This is a genomic window from Chelativorans multitrophicus, from assembly GCF_011317445.1.
Taxonomy (GTDB): Bacteria; Pseudomonadota; Alphaproteobacteria; order Rhizobiales; family Rhizobiaceae; genus Chelativorans; species Chelativorans multitrophicus.
The window spans coordinates 358,585-373,739 of the sequence record NZ_JAAAPL010000001.1; the positions used below are offsets into that span (position 1 = coordinate 358,585).

The following is a 15,155-nucleotide window of genomic DNA, read 5'->3' on the forward strand; positions in this document are numbered from 1 at the left end:
GATCACAGGCGTGCATCCTCCACATTGATCCGACGGTAGACCGCCTCGGCGAAGGAATAGAGGGCAAATGCGATCAGGCCCAAACCCATGAGCGTCAGCAGCAGCCATCCGAGTGGGAGGCTTTGAATGAACTCAAGCGCTGCTTTGGAGCTGGCCTGTTCGCCACCTCTGACGGATCTGGTTGCGAGAAGAAAAGCCAGGACCAGGAAAACAACGCCCCTCGCTATCAGCCCGGTTTTCGCGACCGGGTGAATGATCTTCATCTTGCTCTGGTCCGTGTCGATGTAGCGGGTGTATCTTTCCCGCACCGCCTTTACGATGTGGGCGAGGCCAGCGCCGGCCAGTGCGAGCGCCAGCCCGGCAGCCACCCAGCGCGCTCCGACGAAGCCGGCAAGCATATTCGCCCAATCACCGCTACCGCCACCACCGCCGCCGCGGGCAAGCGACCAGGTGTAGGAGGCAAGGGCCGCATAGATGACACCGCTCACGGCGAGCCCAAGGCGAATTGCTATGCCCTGCGCCTCCTTCCCATGGCGGTCGACGTCGGACCAGGCCTGGATAAGGCGCCAAAGCGCATAGAAGCCGAAACCGACGATAAGGACATAGGCAATGGCGGTTCCTGCTTTGCTGGAAAGGAGCACGAGCAACGCATCCTGCGAGCCCAATGCTTCTCCCGTTCCAATCGCAGCCAAGGCCGCGAAGAAGCCGATCACAGCATAGATCAGGCCCCTTGCGGCATAGCCGATGCGCGCCAGCGGGCGGAACCACCGTTTCATTTTGCCAGCCACTCCGCCCTCCTCGCGCTGCAATCTCCGGCGGAAGAATGCCCGAGGCAGCAAGCTCGTTCCGCGGGCAACTGCATCTTTGCCAGCCATATCACTGAACAAAGGCCAGCGCCGCAAGGCCGCCCAGAAAAAGGACGACCACGGCAAGGGAATCGTAGCCCATGCGCAAAACCGCTGCGTCTCTTCTTTCCAGGAGACCAACAATGAATATGCCGATCAAGCCCGCCGCGAGGAGAGAGGACAAAACTTCAAACCGGCCCAGCTCGTTGATGACCGCGGCGCCCGGAAAAACGGCATCCGCGAGGACGATTAGCGAGAGGTTCACGAAATTTGTGCCGAGAACCTGGCCAAATGCCATCTCATAGCGACGCAGCCGGATCGATTGGATGATGGTGCTGAGTTCGGGAGTCGAGGTTGCAACTCCGATGAGCGCGAATCCCACCATCCCGGCGCCCAGGCCCGTTTGCTGGGCAAGCGCGTCGCCGGTCTGCGAGAGCACGTAGCCTGCAGCGAAGATAACCGCTCCGGCCAGAGCCGCCTTCCAGACCGCTTCTGAAAGCGGGCCCCGCTCTTCGCCTGTTTCGGCCTCTGCTTTGGATTCTTCTCTCTTGTCCGAAACTTTCCAGGGGCTCCGATCGGCGTAGCCGGAGGAGAGCCAGAAAGACACGACGCTTACTGCAGCAAGTGCGAGCCCCCAAGCGCCGACACCGTAAAGGAGAATATCTCCGGTGGTGATCGCGACGGCAACGGCGATCAGCACCAGCATGCAGAGCACGCTCATCATGAGGGTTGCCGGACTCGCGACGATCGACGTCAGGGCATCCCGGCGAACAACGGCATCACCGATCGCGAGGAAGAACACGTTGATGGCCGCACTGCCGAGCAGATTGTTGACCGCCAGAGCCGGGATACCTGCGCTCGAGGCGGTAATGACATTTGCGACTTCCGGCAGCGATGTGACGCAGCCAAGCAGAAGCATTCCGGCGAAGACCTGACCGAGCCGCGTAAGCGTGCTGATCCTGTCCACATAGATGGTGAGCCTGACGCCGCCGCTCCAAACAACGATGCTTGCCGCCAGGAAGACAGCCGCGTTGACCCATATCGGAAAGTCTTGAGTATTCACCGGCAGCCCATCCATTCCGCACCGCTAATCTGAACGAAATGCGTAAGGGGGCCGATCGATCCTATTTCGAGCTGATCCACGGCGGACCTGACGGACCCGCCCGGCGTTCAGGGTCGTCAAGCGCAATCAATAAATCGGATTTTGCAATAGCCTGCCGCTGTTGAAACAGGAGGCCGAGGCGCCGACCCGTTTGGGAAGGAACCAGATGACGTTGAACAATGGAGAAACACGGAATGCCGAACGGAAAAATAAGCCCGATGACGGGCCATTGGCCGAATTCGTGGTTGCCGGTCAGCAGCTTTGACGCGCGACTCGATGCGTGGAGGCGAGGTATCACTACGCCGGGAGTACAACAAAATCAGCAGCCGCCAGTCCTGCAGGGCCATCAGGCGAATAATGCGGGAAATGCCGATGGGAACGCCGGTCATATCGGCGGGAATGCACGTTAGCGGCCGACCTGTCCGACGAAGCGTTGTGCGCGCGAGAGAAGGTCAATCATCCGCGCGAACAGCGAACAAGTCCTTGTACCGTCGCGGCTGGGAACGGAGATACTGTTTGGGCGCCTTGACCCGTGCACCCAGATGGGCGGCGGCATGCCAGGGCCAGTGCGGGTCATAGAGAATGGTGCGGGCAAGCGCGACGAAATCAGCATCGCCCGTGCCGATGATCGCTTCGGCCTGCTCGAATTCGGTGATCAACCCGACGGCGACGACCGGCATGCGGACAGCAGCCTTGACCGCCCGGGCGAGCGGAACCTGGTAGTTGGGCCCGATCGGAATCCGCTGCGCGGCCGAAAGCCCGCCGCTCGAAACGTGGATCGCGCCGCACCCCCGCGCTTCGAGCGCCTTGGCGAATGCCACGGTATCCTCGATGGTCCAGCCGCCCTCGGCCCAGTCCGTACCGGAAACCCGCACGGTCACCGGCTGCTCGGCCGGGAAGGCGGCACGGACCGCATCAAAGACCTCAAGGGGAAAGCGCATGCGGTTTTCGAGCGAACCGCCATATTCATCGTCTCGGCGGTTCGACAGCGGCGAAAGAAACTCATGCAGAAGATAGCCATGCGCCGCGTGGATCTGCACCGCGTCTAGCCCGAGGCGGGCAGATCGCCGCGTGGCTTCGGCAAAGGCATCCCGCACGCGGGCGAGTCCGGCGCGATCAAGCGCGATCGGCGGATTCTCGCTCTCCTTGAAAGGCACCGCCGAGGGGGCCTCGGTTTGCCAGCCGCCCGGAAGGCCGGGACGTATCTGCCCTCCCCCCTTCCATGGGATCTCGGAGGACGCCTTTCGTCCCGCATGCGCAAGCTGGATGGCGATGGGCATATCCGACCAGCGGCGGACCGTTTCCAGCACACGGCGCATCGCAGCTTCATTTTCATCGGAGTAAAGCCCGACATCGGCGTAGGAGATCCGGCCCTCGGGTGTTACGGCGGTCGCCTCGATGGTGAGCAATGCCGCGCCGGATAGGGCCAAGCCACCGAGATGAATGGTGTGCCAGTCGGTCATGCAGCCATTCTCGGCCGAATACTGGCACATCGGCGCGATCACGATGCGGTTGTCCAATTGAAGCGAACCGACGCGCATCGGGGTGAAAAGCTTGGAACTCATTCTCCGGGACTTCCTTGAGGTAAAAGGCTGGAGCTTTCCTTAAGCCTCTTTGGCGCGATTGGAAAATCTCTGCCAATTATAAGGCAGCTTCGCGGCACAACAGAAAAGCCGGGCAGAGCCCGGCCTTTCGGAATAAAGGAATGATTTTAATTGATCGCGTCCTTCAGGCCCTTGCCCGCAGAGAATTTCGGGACGTTACGGGCCGGGATTTTGACCTCGGCGCCGGTCTGCGGGTTGCGCCCAGTGGAGGCTTCGCGCCGCGACACGCTGAAATTGCCGAAGCCGACGAGGCGGACATCGCCCCCGCTCTTGAGCTCACCCGTGATCACAGAGAACACCGCGTCGACAGCCGACTGAGCATCACCCTTCGAAAGGCCGGCCTTCTCGGCGACGGCGGATACCAGTTCGTTCTTGTTCATAAACAACAAACCCCTTCCTTGTCATGGCCGGAGAGCGACTCAACCGGCAAGGTCCGCACTTTATGAAGAACTCGCCGCGCCACCAAGCGGCAAATGCTGGGGATTCTCAAAAAATCCCCGCATTTCTGCGGTTTTCAGCGAAAAAAGCCGGCCCTGACGGGGCCGGCTTTTATCTTTTTGCTGGAAATGGCAGCTTAGTGGGCAACCGCGGGCTGGCCTGCGTCTTCAGACACGTCCGCCGTGGCGGGTGTGGTGACGGGCTCCACCCACTCGATCGGCTCGGGCAAGCGTACCAGCGCATGCTCCAGAACCTCGCCCACGCGGCTGACGGGAACGATCTCCATGCCGCTCTTCACGTTCTCCGGGATATCCACCAAATCCTTGGCGTTCTCTTCCGGGATCAGCACCTTTTTGATGCCGCCGCGAAGGGCTGCGAGGAGTTTCTCCTTGAGCCCGCCGATCGGCAGGACCCGGCCGCGCAGCGTGATCTCACCCGTCATCGCGACATCCTTGCGGACCGGAATCCCGGTGAGCACCGACACGATCGCCGTCGCCATCGCGACACCAGCCGACGGACCGTCCTTGGGTGTCGCGCCTTCCGGCACGTGCACGTGGATGTCCCTCTTGTCGAAGAAGGGCGGCTCGATGCCGAAATCGACAGCCCTTGAACGAACATAAGAGGCCGCTGCGGAAATCGATTCCTTCATCACGTCGCGCAAGTTGCCGGTAACCGTCATGCGGCCCTTGCCGGGCATCATGACGCCTTCGATCGTAAGCAGCTCGCCACCCACCTCGGTCCAGGCGAGGCCCGTGACCACGCCGACCTGATCCTCGCCTTCGACCTGGCCGAAGCGGAACCGCGGCACACCGAGATAATCGGCCAGATTGGCCTCGGTCACCTCGACGGAAGTTTTGCCGGTCTTGAGGATCTCGGTGACCGCCTTGCGCGCCAGCTTCATCAACTCGCGCTCGAGGTTACGCACACCGGCTTCCCGCGTGTAGGTGCGGATGACGGTCTGCAGGGCCTCATCGGTGACGGAGAACTCGCTGGGCTTCAGCGCATGCTCGCGAACGGCCTTCGGCAGAAGGTGCCGCTTTGCGATCTCCACCTTTTCATCTTCCGTGTAACCGGCGATGCGGATGATCTCCATGCGGTCCATAAGCGCCGGCGGGATGTTGAGCGTATTCGCCGTCGTCACGAACATCACGCTCGACAGGTCGTATTCGACCTCGAGGTAATGGTCCATGAAGGTCGCGTTCTGCTCCGGATCGAGCACCTCAAGCAGCGCCGAGGAAGGATCGCCGCGGAAATCCATGCCCATCTTGTCGATCTCGTCGAGCAGGAAGAGCGGATTGGACTTCTTGGCCTTCCTCATCGACTGGATGACCTTGCCGGGCATCGAGCCGATATAGGTGCGCCGGTGACCGCGAATCTCGGCCTCGTCACGCACGCCGCCCAGCGCCATGCGCACGAACTCGCGCCCGGTCGCCTTGGCGATCGATTTGCCAAGCGAGGTCTTACCGACGCCGGGAGGGCCGACGAGGCAGAGGATCGGACCCTTGATCTTATCCTGCCGGCTTTGCACGGCCAGATACTCGATGATGCGTTCCTTCACCTTCTCCAGGCCGAAGTGATCGGCGTCGAGCACCTCCTCGGCAAAACCGAGGTCGCGCCGGACCTTGGAACTCTTCTTCCACGGGATCGACAGCAGCCAATCGAGATAGTTGCGCACGACCGTCGCCTCTGCGGACATGGGCGACATGGTCTGCAACTTCTTGAGCTCGGCTTCCGCCTTCTCGCGCGCCTCCTTGGAGAGCTTGGTCTTCTTGATGCGCTCCTCAAGCTCGGCCACCTCGTTGCGGCCGTCCTCGCCCTCGCCGAGCTCCTTCTGGATCGCCTTCATCTGCTCGTTGAGGTAATATTCGCGCTGCGTCTTCTCCATCTGGCGCTTGACGCGCGAGCGGATGCGCTTTTCCACCTGCAACACGGAGATCTCGGCTTCCATGAAGCCCATGGCCTTCTCAAGCCGCTCGCGGATGGAAAGCGTCGCAAGCATCTCCTGCTTTTCGGGGATCTTGATCGCCAGGTGCGAGGCAACCGTGTCCGCCAGCTTGGAATAATCCTCAATCTGGCTCGTCGCGCCGACGACCTCGGGCGAGATCTTCTTGTTGAGCTTCACATAGTTCTCGAAGTCGGCAACCACAGAGCGCGCGAGCGCCTCGATCTCGACCTCGTCTTCCTCGGGCTCGGCCAGCGCCACGGCACGAGCCTCATGGAAATCCTGCCGATCCGTGAAGCCGGAAATGCGGGCGCGCGAAGCACCCTCCACCAGCACTTTCACAGTGCCATCGGGAAGCTTTAGCAGCTGCAGCACATTTGCGAGCGTGCCGATGTCGTAGATCTTGCTCGGATCCGGATCGTCGTCGGCCGCGTTCATCTGGGTCGCCAGAAGAACCTGCTTCTCGGCGCCCATTACTTCTTCGAGAGCCTTGATCGACTTCTCGCGCCCTACAAAAAGCGGCACGATCATGTGCGGGAACACGACGATGTCGCGCAAAGGCAACACCGGGAACACGGCCTCGCTCGGAGTTTTCGGAGCTTCTGTCATTTTTTCAGCCTTTCTGGCCGCGACCGCTTGGGAGCCGGCCGGACCATACTGTTATGGGGCATCTTTCCGCAAGGATGGGCTTGTCAACCGCAACACCGCTCCAGAATACGAAATCCGCCACCGCTTGCTCCTTAAGTGGAGGCATGCGGGGTCAATATCAACCCCGGTACGGAGCGGATGAGGCCCAACGGAAGGGAGAACACGGCGGCCGCCGCCGCCGCTCTTTTCCGAATGAGTGGGCCATTCTCGATCACGCGCTGACGCTACCCTTTTCCTTTTCGCGTTCGGCGTAGATGTAGAGGGGCCTGGCACTGCCGGCGACCACATCTTCGGAGATAACAACCTCCTGAACGCCTTCCAGCGCCGGTAGCTCGAACATGGTGTCGAGCAGGATCGCCTCCATGATCGAACGCAGGCCCCGAGCGCCCGTCTTGCGCTCGATCGCCTTGCGGGCAATCGCCCGCAGCGCGTTTTCATGGAAGGTAAGTTCCACATTCTCCATCTCGAACAGGCGCTGATACTGTTTCACCAGCGCGTTCTTGGGCTCGGTGAGGATCTGCACGAGCGCTTCCTCGTCCAGATCCTCCAATGTCGCAAGGATGGGCAGGCGCCCGACAAATTCAGGGATCAGACCGAACTTCAACAGGTCTTCCGGCTCCACCTGGCGCAGGAGCTCGCCCGCGCGGCGGTCCTCCGGAGAGGATACGCTTGCGCCGAAGCCGATGGAGGTTTTCTTGCCGCGATCGGAAATGATCTTCTCCAGCCCTGCAAAGGCGCCGCCGCAGATGAACAGGATCGACGAGGTATCCACCTGGAGGAATTCCTGCTGCGGATGCTTGCGACCGCCCTGGGGAGGCACGGAGGCAACCGTCCCTTCCATGATCTTCAGGAGCGCCTGCTGCACCCCCTCGCCCGACACGTCGCGGGTGATCGAGGGGTTGTCCGACTTGCGGGATATTTTGTCGATCTCGTCGATATAGACGATGCCGCGCTGCGCGCGCTCGACATTATAATCCGCCGACTGCAACAGCTTCAGGATGATGTTCTCGACATCCTCGCCGACATAGCCTGCCTCGGTCAACGTAGTGGCGTCGGCCATCGTGAAGGGAACGTCGATAATGCGGGCCAGCGTCTGGGCGAGCAGCGTCTTTCCGCACCCCGTCGGGCCGATCAGCAGGATGTTGGACTTCGACAGCTCCACATCCGCGTTCTTGCCCGCGTGGGCAAGCCGCTTGTAGTGGTTGTGAACGGCTACCGAGAGCACGCGCTTGGCGTAGGTCTGGCCGATCACGTAATCGTCCAGAACCTCCATGATCTCCTGCGGGGTGGGAACACCCTCGCGCGACTTCACCATCGAGGACTTGTTCTCCTCGCGGATGATGTCCATGCACAGCTCGACGCATTCATCGCAGATGAAGACGGTCGGGCCGGCGATCAGCTTACGGACCTCATGCTGGCTCTTGCCGCAGAACGAGCAGTACAGCGTGTTCTTGGAATCACCGCCGCTGTTGCTGATCTTGCTCATGCTTCACTTTCCTTTCAGTACTGCCGGCATCCACCCTCGGTGACACCGGGGGGAGCAGGCGACGGCAGACCGCAAGGTCGCTCCGTCATCCCTCCCATCCGCATCTTCCGAACGAAACACAAATCCGAAGGCGCGGCAACGATTCTGGTTCCCAGAAAAACCTAGGCTGTTGAAACTCAACATTGCCTTAACCTAGGCGGTTGCCGGCGCTTAGGGAACAGGAAAATGTGACAGAAATGACGCAAAGCCACCGATTTTGATAAATGGGGTCTTGCGATTCCAGGAGGGGCTGGACAGCCTCCGCCCTACGCTGCGTCACGTTTGCGGGCGATCACGAGGTTCGTGGAGCCTCGATCGCCTCGCGCTCGCTTATCACCCTGTCCACCAAGCCAAAGGCCTGTGCTTCGTCAGCGGTCATGAAATGATCACGGTCGAGCGTCCGCTCGATCGTGTCGTAGTCCTGTCCCGTGTGCTTAACATAGATCTCGTTCAAGCGTCTTTTCAGCTTGATGATGTCCTGGGCATGGCGCTCGATATCGGAGGCCTGGCCCTGGAAGCCGCCGGAGGGCTGGTGCACCATGACGCGGGCGTTCGGCGTAGCGAAGCGCATGTCCTTGTGCCCGGCGCAGAGCAGGAGCGAGCCCATGGAGGCTGCCTGTCCGATGCAAAGCGTCGAGACCGGCGGCTGAATGAACTGCATCGTATCGTAGATCGCCATCCCGCTGGTCACGACGCCACCCGGCGAATTGATGTAAAGCGCGATCTCCTTTTTCGGGTTTTCCGCCTCCAGGAACAGAAGCTGTGCGCATACGAGAGTGGCCATGCCATCTTCGACCGGCCCGGTTATGAAGATGATTCGCTCCTTCAAAAGGCGCGAAAAGATATCATAAGCCCGTTCGCCGCGGTTCGTCTGCTCGACGACCATGGGCACCAGATTCATCGCGGTCTCGACGGGATTCTTCATGGGGGTTCCTTCGAAGCTGGTATCCATCACTCCAGTGATGGAGTCTTGATGCCCCTAGATAGGATGGCAACTTGCTATTGCGCAAGACCGGCAGCAACGCAAGCTCGCGGACTTTTGGGGAGAGGCAGCAAGGCGCGGCCGGCTGCCGCTATCGGACCATAAGAAAAGCGGAATTGCTCCAATCAGATGGCATGATAGGAAATCTCCGGCGTTTTGGGGAACAGGCGATGCCCGGCGGATCAGATTTCGTCCAGTCTGCGTGACAAGTAGCAGGATCCACAGGCAGATCTCCTCAGGATTTAAGCAATATTTCGAACTTAATTTTTTCGAGGTCACAATATGCATGTTCCCGCTCGTTCTTCGGCGGCCGCGGCGAGCCCTCCTGGTCCCAGCCTGGAAAATATGCCTGCCAAGGCCCTGCAGAAAATTGGCCGCTATGCAGGCAACTTGAGCGCGCTGGCGCTCACGAACAAGCAGATCCGCGGCAAGGTCACTTCCCTGCTGGAGGTCGACAGGATTGAGCACGGCGCACGGAGCGTTCGGACCGCCCATGAATTTAACCGAGTGCTGCAGGAAGCGGAACAACTTCCTATTACCGCCCGAGCAGACATTCTGAAGATCCTGACACCCAGAATTACCGGCAGAGCCACTTGCCATGCCCTTTTGGAAGCGCTCAACAGGTTTGAGACCCAAGCCGGAAAATTATTGGCGTCTTCAAGCGCCGTTCTTTCCGCCGGGGAGAGGGCGAATATAGAATCGGCGCTCAGATATAAAGACGCATTATCCGATCCCATCCGCGCGGCCGTCCTCGTCGTAAACGGCAGTGAGGTGCAACACCCGGAGAGTGCTGGGCATATATTTGCCAGGCTGAGAGAAGACCTCAGCTCGGATCGGACAATTCCCGTACGCCACCTTCTTCAAGAGCTCAGCGGCCACCGCCCCGAAGCCACTTCCCTTCCGCGCTCGGGCACTGTTCCGGCCGAGTTCTGGGGGCCGGGAGACATAGCGGAACGGGTGCAGTTCATGCGGCAGGCCGAATTCTATGAGGTGGTCAAGCCCATGATAAGAGAAGCGTTGAAATCCGGCCCTTGCATCTTCGTGCCAAGCGACAATCGGCCCCTGCAAATCATCACGGCGCTTGCCGGGGATGAGATCAAGTCGACAGCCGTCCTGGACGGGCCTGAGCGCACCTCCATCAACGACAATAGTTTCTGGGGCCTCCACATCGCTCTCAATACGAAGTTCATGGGACGCGACAGGATCGAATTTCCGCGTGTCGGCGATTTGATCTCTCTTAGAAAGAGCCTGCGACGGAAGCGGCCGCTCGCCTCGATTGAAGTTCGCAGCGCTTCCTCCCGGCCGTGTGGGAGCGGGAGGAAGCGCCCCGGTATCAAAGCTTTGAGAGCGCCTGCTCCAGATCGGCGATGATGTCCTCCACATCCTCGATACCGACCGAGAGCCGGACCACATCAGGTCCAGCGCCGGCCGCGATCTTCTGATCGTCGGAGAGCTGGCGATGGGTGGTCGAGGCCGGATGAATGATGAGTGACTTGGTGTCACCGATATTGGCGAGGTGTGAAAAGAGCTCCACACCCTCAACCACCTTCACGCCTGCCTCATAGCCCCCCTTCAAGCCAAAGGTGAAGACCGCGCCGGCGCCCTTTGGGGAATATTTCTGCATGAGCGCGTGGTTCGGATCCTCCGGCAGCCCTGGATAGGAAACCCAGGCCACAGCGGGATGCTTCTGCAGCCACTCGGCCACCTTGAGGGCATTGTCGCAATGGCGCTGCATGCGCAGCGGCAGCGTCTCGATCCCGGTGAGGATCAGAAAGGCGTTCTGGGGCGAAATCGCAGGGCCGAAATCGCGCAGACCCAGCACGCGCGCCGCGATGGCGAAGGCAAGATTGCCGAAGGTTTCGTGCAGCACCATGCCGCCATATTCGGGCCGCGGCTGGGACAGCGCCGGATAATTGCCGGATTTCGACCAGTCGAATGTGCCGCAATCCACCAGTATTCCGCCGATCGAATTGCCATGGCCTCCCATGAATTTGGTGAGCGAGTGGACGATGATATCGGCCCCGTGCTCGATCGGCCGCAAGAGATAGGGCGAGGCCATGGTATTATCGACGATGAAGGGCAGGCCGTGGCGCTTGGCCACTTCGGAGATCTTCTCCAGATCCACGAACGTGCCGCCGGGATTGGCCAGGCTTTCCACGAAAATGGCGCGGGTGTTGCCGTCGATCTGGTTTTCGAAGGACGAGATGTCGTCGGGATCCGCCCAGCGGACTTCCCAATTGAAATTCTTGAAGGCATGGCCGAACTGGTTGATCGAGCCGCCGTAGAGTTTTCTGGCTGCGATGAAGTTGCAGCCCGGCTGCATGAGCGTGTGGAACACCAAAAGTTGCGCCGCATGGCCCGATGCGGTGGCTAGCGCCGCGGTGCCGCCTTCGAGCGCAGCCACCCGCTCCTCGAGCACCGCCTGCGTCGGGTTCATGATGCGCGTATAGATGTTGCCGAAAGCTTTCAGGCCGAACAGCGATGCTGCATGCTCCGCGTCATTGAAGACATAGGAGGTGGTCTGATAGATCGGCGTTGCACGGGCGCCCGTGGTCGGGTCGGGCTGAGCGCCAGCGTGGATCGCAAGCGTGTTGAAGCCGGGGGTGCGTTCGGTCATGGCGTTTCCTTCGTTGAGCATGCTCGTTACGTAATCAATACAAAGAGCCCGGAGCTGGGCAAAGAAGATTTGCCCGAATATCGGGCAGGCGGAGAAATAAGATGCCGGATTGCCCCGGTGATGGCCGTGTGTTGCCGGGCTGATTGGAACGAACGGACATTTGGGCCGCGCGAGGAAATGCCCAAACCCTCCTTTCAGCCGAGCTTGCGCCCAAGACGCGGGATTTCGATGGCCGGGCAGCGGTTCATCACCACCTTTATGCCCCTTTCCTCAAGCCGTGCGGCTGCGGAATCATCACGGATCCCGAGTTGCATCCAGACCACTTTGGGCAGCGGGTCCATGGCCAGAATTTCCTCCGCAACGCCGGGAATGGCGGCGGGCGCGCGGAAGACATCGACCATGTCCACCGGCTCAGGAAGCTCGGCCAGCCGGGCATAGGTCATCGCACCCGCGATCTCCTTGCCCTCCTGACCCGGATTAACGGGGAAAATGCGATATCCATTCCTCCCGAGAAAATTCATGACGCCGTGGCTGGGACGGCCGGGTTTAGGGGATGCGCCGAGCACCGCGATGGTCTTCACGCTGCCCAGAATGCCGGCGATGTAGCTGTCGTCGTAGGAATCGTGGTTCATTCCGGAAGCGTGATACGCCCTTCTGCGTCGAGCGGAAAATCCGGGTTATGCGCCACTTCCCAGAGATTGCCCTCGGTATCCTCGAAATAGCCCTGCATGCCGCCCCAGAAAGCGCGCTGGGCGGGCTTGAGGATGCGACCGCCCGCCTTCTCTGCCTGCTTCAGGATGAGCCTCACCTCCGCTTCCGAACGCGTGTTGTAGGCGAGCGCGACGCCAGAAAAATCCGGCTTTGCCCCGCTCCCGCGGCGATAATTCTCGTTGGCGACATCGGCTGCAAGCTCCTCGCGCGGCCATAGCGCCAGGATCATGCCGCCCATCTGGAAGAAGGCCACGCCTTCGGTAATCTTCCCGTTTCGCTCCAGCCCCATCGCCTCATAGAAACGGGCGGCGCGATCCAGATCGTCCACGCCGAGGGTAATAACGGAAATGCGCGGCTCCATCTTCATTGCGCTTTCTCCTCTTTGCCTTTTCCCTAACATAGGGCTGCGTGCAGATCAGCCGGGAAAAGGCCAGATCACAGCCTGCCGGACCATGAGCGGGCTGATAGGCCGCAAAACTGCGGCCGCATTTCCGTTCCACAGCGCCAAATTGTTGCGGTATCTTATTACCTCCTTTGTAAGCCATTGATCTTACAAGACTATTCATGGTGAAGTGGAGCTACCCTCACTTGACTTCCTGAGATGGCCCCCGTATAAGCGCGCGACCATGGCATCAGCCGGGTTTCGAGGGCCATTCGGCCATCGGCAAGCAACAAGAAACGCCTTGTCCGTGCGGCAAGGTCCAACAGAAGCGGAAAGAACCATGAAAACCTTCTCGCAGAAGCCTGCGGAAGTGACGAAGAAGTGGGTGCTGATCGACGCCGAGGGTCTCGTCGTCGGCCGTCTCGCAACCATCGTCGCCAACCGCCTGCGCGGCAAGCACAAGCCCACCTTCACCCCCCATGTGGACGATGGCGACAACGTCATCATCATCAATGCCGACAAGGTGGTCTTCACCGGCAAGAAGTATCAGGACAAGACCTATTACTGGCATACGGGCTATGCCGGCGGCATCAAGGAGCGCACGGCGCGCCAGATCCTCGAAGGCCGGTTTCCCGAACGCGTGGTCGAGAAGGCAGTGGAGCGCATGATCCCGCGCGGGCCGCTCGGACGCCGCCAGATGAAGAACCTGCGCGTCTATGCAGGCAGCGAACATCCCCACAGCGCGCAAAATCCCGAGAAGGTGGATATCGCCGCTCTGAACAAGAAGAATGCGAGAGGCTAGCCCCTATGGCTGAAATCAATTCCCTCCAGGAGCTCGGTGCAGCGACGCGTGAAGCAACGCAGCAGCCGGCCGCTCCGGTGCACGTGCAGAAGCTCGATGCCCATGGGCGCGCCTATGCAACCGGCAAGCGCAAGAACGCCATCGCCCGCGTGTGGGTGAAGCCGGGCTCGGGCAAGATCCTGGTGAACGACAAGGAGTTCACCCAATATTTCGCCCGTCCGGTGCTGCAGATGATCCTGCAGCAGCCGATCGTCGCGACGAACCGCAACGGCCAGTATGACATCGTCGCCACCGTGGTGGGCGGCGGCCTGTCCGGCCAGGCGGGCGCCGTGCGTCACGGCATTTCCCGCGCCCTCACCTTCTACGAGCCGGAGCTTCGCGCCGTGCTGAAGAAGGGTGGTTTCCTTACGCGCGATTCCCGCGTGGTGGAGCGCAAGAAGTACGGCCGCGCCAAGGCTCGCCGTTCCTTCCAGTTCTCGAAGCGCTAAGGCGCTTTACCAGTACAGGACGGAAAAAGCGGGCTTCGGCCCGCTTTTTTGTTGCACGCACGCAAAGCCCCCCATAGCCATAGGCGGCCTTTTCGGAGGGAGTTACCGCGATGCCATCCAAGACCATCGACCACGCCTTCACCGCGCGGCAGATCACGGGAGCCGCCGGCGACCCGACTTACGCGGGCGCCCTCTCCTTCATGCGCCGCAAATTCACAAAGGATGTGAAGGGCGCGGATGCCGTGGTGTGGGGCATACCGTTCGATGCCGCGGTTTCGAACCGGCCGGGCGCGCGCTTCGGGCCGCAGGCGATCCGCCGCGCCTCCGTCATCTTCGACAACGACCCGCAATACCCGTTTCACCTCGATCTGTTCGATACGCTCGCCGTGGTCGACTATGGCGATTGCCTGCTCGACTATGGCCGTCACGACCTTACTCCCGCGGCCATAGAGACCGAGGCTTCGAAGATCCTGGAATCGGGCGCCTTCCTCGTCACACTCGGCGGCGACCATTTCGTCACCTGGCCGCTGCTCAGGGCACATGCGGCCCGACACGGACCCCTCGCCCTCGTCCAGTTCGATGCGCATCAGGACACCTGGTGGGACGACGGCAACCGTATCGACCACGGCTCCTTCGTCGGGCGGGCGGTACGGGACGGCGTGATCGATCCCGCCCGCTCCATCCAGGTCGGCATCCGCACCCATGCGCCGGAGGATTGCGGCCTCAAGATCGTGCATGGCTACGACCTTGAGGAAATTCGTGCCGCCGAAATCGCGCGCATGATCGCCGAGCGGGTGGGCGACGCGCCGGCCTATATCACCTTCGATATCGATTGCCTGGACCCCGCCTTTGCGCCGGGCACGGGCACGCCGGTTGCGGGCGGGCCTTCGACAGCGAAGATGCTCTCCATCCTTCGCCAGCTCGGCGGGCTCAACATCGTGGGTGCTGACGTGGTGGAGGTTTCGCCCCCTTATGACCATGCCGATGTCACGGCCATTGCCGGGGCCTCCATCGCCATGCACTATCTGGGGCTTCTGGCGGAGAAGCGACGGCCATAATCCTCAAGTTA

14 protein-coding genes are annotated in these 15,155 nt (G+C 60.9%); 4 read left to right on the forward strand and 10 right to left on the reverse strand.

From position 1 onward, the window contains the following. Positions 1-2: 2 nt before the first annotated feature. From GNP00_RS01865 to GNP00_RS01895, 7 genes are all read right to left on the reverse strand, one after another. Positions 3-788, reverse strand: coding sequence for a DUF1206 domain-containing protein (locus tag GNP00_RS01865; RefSeq protein ID WP_166015699.1), 786 nt, complete (start codon positions 786-788; stop codon positions 3-5). 88 nt (positions 789-876) lie between these two features. After that, positions 877-1,908 carry a sodium:calcium antiporter gene (locus GNP00_RS01870; RefSeq protein ID WP_198139710.1) on the reverse strand — a complete coding sequence of 344 codons (1,032 nt, stop codon included), beginning with the start codon at positions 1,906-1,908 and terminating at the stop codon, positions 877-879. A 491-nt stretch (positions 1,909-2,399) separates the two neighbouring features. After that, a complete protein-coding gene (locus tag GNP00_RS01875) occupies positions 2,400-3,512 on the reverse strand; it encodes an NADH:flavin oxidoreductase/NADH oxidase (protein WP_011580512.1) in 1,113 nt (370 codons plus the stop codon). Between the two features lie 146 nt (positions 3,513-3,658). Beyond that, complete coding sequence (hupB, locus tag GNP00_RS01880; protein WP_011580511.1) at positions 3,659-3,931, reverse strand: DNA-binding protein HupB; 273 nt, start codon at positions 3,929-3,931, stop codon at positions 3,659-3,661. Positions 3,932-4,125: 194 nt separating this feature from the next. Next, positions 4,126-6,540, reverse strand: a complete 2,415-nt coding sequence (gene lon / locus GNP00_RS01885; protein ID WP_011580510.1) for an endopeptidase La — start codon at positions 6,538-6,540, stop codon at positions 4,126-4,128. A gap of 250 nt (positions 6,541-6,790) precedes the next feature. Continuing rightward, complete coding sequence (gene clpX, locus GNP00_RS01890) at positions 6,791-8,065, reverse strand: ATP-dependent Clp protease ATP-binding subunit ClpX (RefSeq protein WP_011580509.1); 1,275 nt, start codon at positions 8,063-8,065, stop codon at positions 6,791-6,793. Between the two features lie 331 nt (positions 8,066-8,396). Beyond that, positions 8,397-9,029, reverse strand: a complete 633-nt coding sequence (locus GNP00_RS01895) for an ATP-dependent Clp protease proteolytic subunit (protein ID WP_011580508.1) — start codon at positions 9,027-9,029, stop codon at positions 8,397-8,399. A gap of 402 nt (positions 9,030-9,431) precedes the next feature. Between GNP00_RS01895 and GNP00_RS01900 the strand changes: the two genes are divergently transcribed. After that, entirely contained in the window at positions 9,432-10,457 is a 1,026-nt protein-coding gene (locus tag GNP00_RS01900; protein WP_041544593.1) for a hypothetical protein, read from the forward strand. On the opposite strand, the gene GNP00_RS01905 is transcribed toward GNP00_RS01900, so the two are convergent. The 3 genes from GNP00_RS01905 to GNP00_RS01915 all read right to left on the reverse strand — a co-directional run bounded on the left by GNP00_RS01905 (position 10,420) and on the right by GNP00_RS01915 (position 12,775). Then, positions 10,420-11,703: an O-acetylhomoserine aminocarboxypropyltransferase gene (locus GNP00_RS01905; RefSeq protein ID WP_011580506.1), complete on the reverse strand. Its 1,284-nt coding sequence runs from the start codon at positions 11,701-11,703 to the stop codon at positions 10,420-10,422. The genes GNP00_RS01900 and GNP00_RS01905 overlap by 38 nt on opposite strands. Positions 11,704-11,897: 194 nt before the next feature. Beyond that, positions 11,898-12,335, reverse strand: a complete 438-nt coding sequence (locus GNP00_RS01910) for a CoA-binding protein (protein ID WP_011580505.1) — start codon at positions 12,333-12,335, stop codon at positions 11,898-11,900. After that, positions 12,332-12,775 (reverse strand): VOC family protein, encoded by a 444-nt coding sequence (locus tag GNP00_RS01915; protein WP_041545218.1) that lies wholly within the window; start codon positions 12,773-12,775, stop codon positions 12,332-12,334. Before GNP00_RS01915 ends, GNP00_RS01910 begins: the two co-directional genes overlap by 4 nt. Before the next feature lie 361 nt (positions 12,776-13,136). Between GNP00_RS01915 and rplM the strand changes: the two genes are divergently transcribed. The 3 genes from rplM (at position 13,137) to speB (ending at position 15,144) form a co-directional block, all read left to right on the forward strand. Then, positions 13,137-13,598 carry a 50S ribosomal protein L13 gene (rplM, locus tag GNP00_RS01920; protein WP_011580503.1) on the forward strand — a complete coding sequence of 154 codons (462 nt, stop codon included), beginning with the start codon at positions 13,137-13,139 and terminating at the stop codon, positions 13,596-13,598. Positions 13,599-13,603: 5 nt separating this feature from the next. Beyond that, on the forward strand, positions 13,604-14,086 hold the full coding sequence (rpsI, locus tag GNP00_RS01925) for a 30S ribosomal protein S9 (RefSeq protein ID WP_011580502.1): 483 nt from the start codon (positions 13,604-13,606) through the stop codon (positions 14,084-14,086). Positions 14,087-14,196: 110 nt separating this feature from the next. Continuing rightward, entirely contained in the window at positions 14,197-15,144 is a 948-nt protein-coding gene (gene speB, locus GNP00_RS01930; RefSeq protein WP_011580501.1) for an agmatinase, read from the forward strand. Positions 15,145-15,155 lie beyond the last annotated feature (11 nt).

What these genes read in the sequence shown, in the direction of transcription:
- GNP00_RS01875 (WP_011580512.1), bottom strand. Translation starts at nt 3,512, where the DNA reads ATGAGTTCCAAGCTTTTCACCCCGATGCGCGTCGGTTCGCTTCAATTG.
- hupB (WP_011580511.1), bottom strand. Translation starts at nt 3,931, where the DNA reads ATGAACAAGAACGAACTGGTATCCGCCGTCGCCGAGAAGGCCGGCCTT.
- lon (WP_011580510.1), bottom strand. Translation starts at nt 6,540, where the DNA reads ATGACAGAAGCTCCGAAAACTCCGAGCGAGGCCGTGTTCCCGGTGTTG.
- clpX (WP_011580509.1), bottom strand. Translation starts at nt 8,065, where the DNA reads ATGAGCAAGATCAGCAACAGCGGCGGTGATTCCAAGAACACGCTGTAC.
- GNP00_RS01895 (WP_011580508.1), bottom strand. Translation starts at nt 9,029, where the DNA reads ATGAAGAATCCCGTCGAGACCGCGATGAATCTGGTGCCCATGGTCGTC.
- GNP00_RS01900 (WP_041544593.1), top strand. Translation starts at nt 9,432, where the DNA reads ATGCCTGCCAAGGCCCTGCAGAAAATTGGCCGCTATGCAGGCAACTTG.
- GNP00_RS01905 (WP_011580506.1), bottom strand. Translation starts at nt 11,703, where the DNA reads ATGACCGAACGCACCCCCGGCTTCAACACGCTTGCGATCCACGCTGGC.
- GNP00_RS01910 (WP_011580505.1), bottom strand. Translation starts at nt 12,335, where the DNA reads ATGAACCACGATTCCTACGACGACAGCTACATCGCCGGCATTCTGGGC.
- GNP00_RS01915 (WP_041545218.1), bottom strand. Translation starts at nt 12,775, where the DNA reads ATGGAGCCGCGCATTTCCGTTATTACCCTCGGCGTGGACGATCTGGAT.
- rplM (WP_011580503.1), top strand. Translation starts at nt 13,137, where the DNA reads ATGAAAACCTTCTCGCAGAAGCCTGCGGAAGTGACGAAGAAGTGGGTG.
- rpsI (WP_011580502.1), top strand. Translation starts at nt 13,604, where the DNA reads ATGGCTGAAATCAATTCCCTCCAGGAGCTCGGTGCAGCGACGCGTGAA.
- speB (WP_011580501.1), top strand. Translation starts at nt 14,197, where the DNA reads ATGCCATCCAAGACCATCGACCACGCCTTCACCGCGCGGCAGATCACG.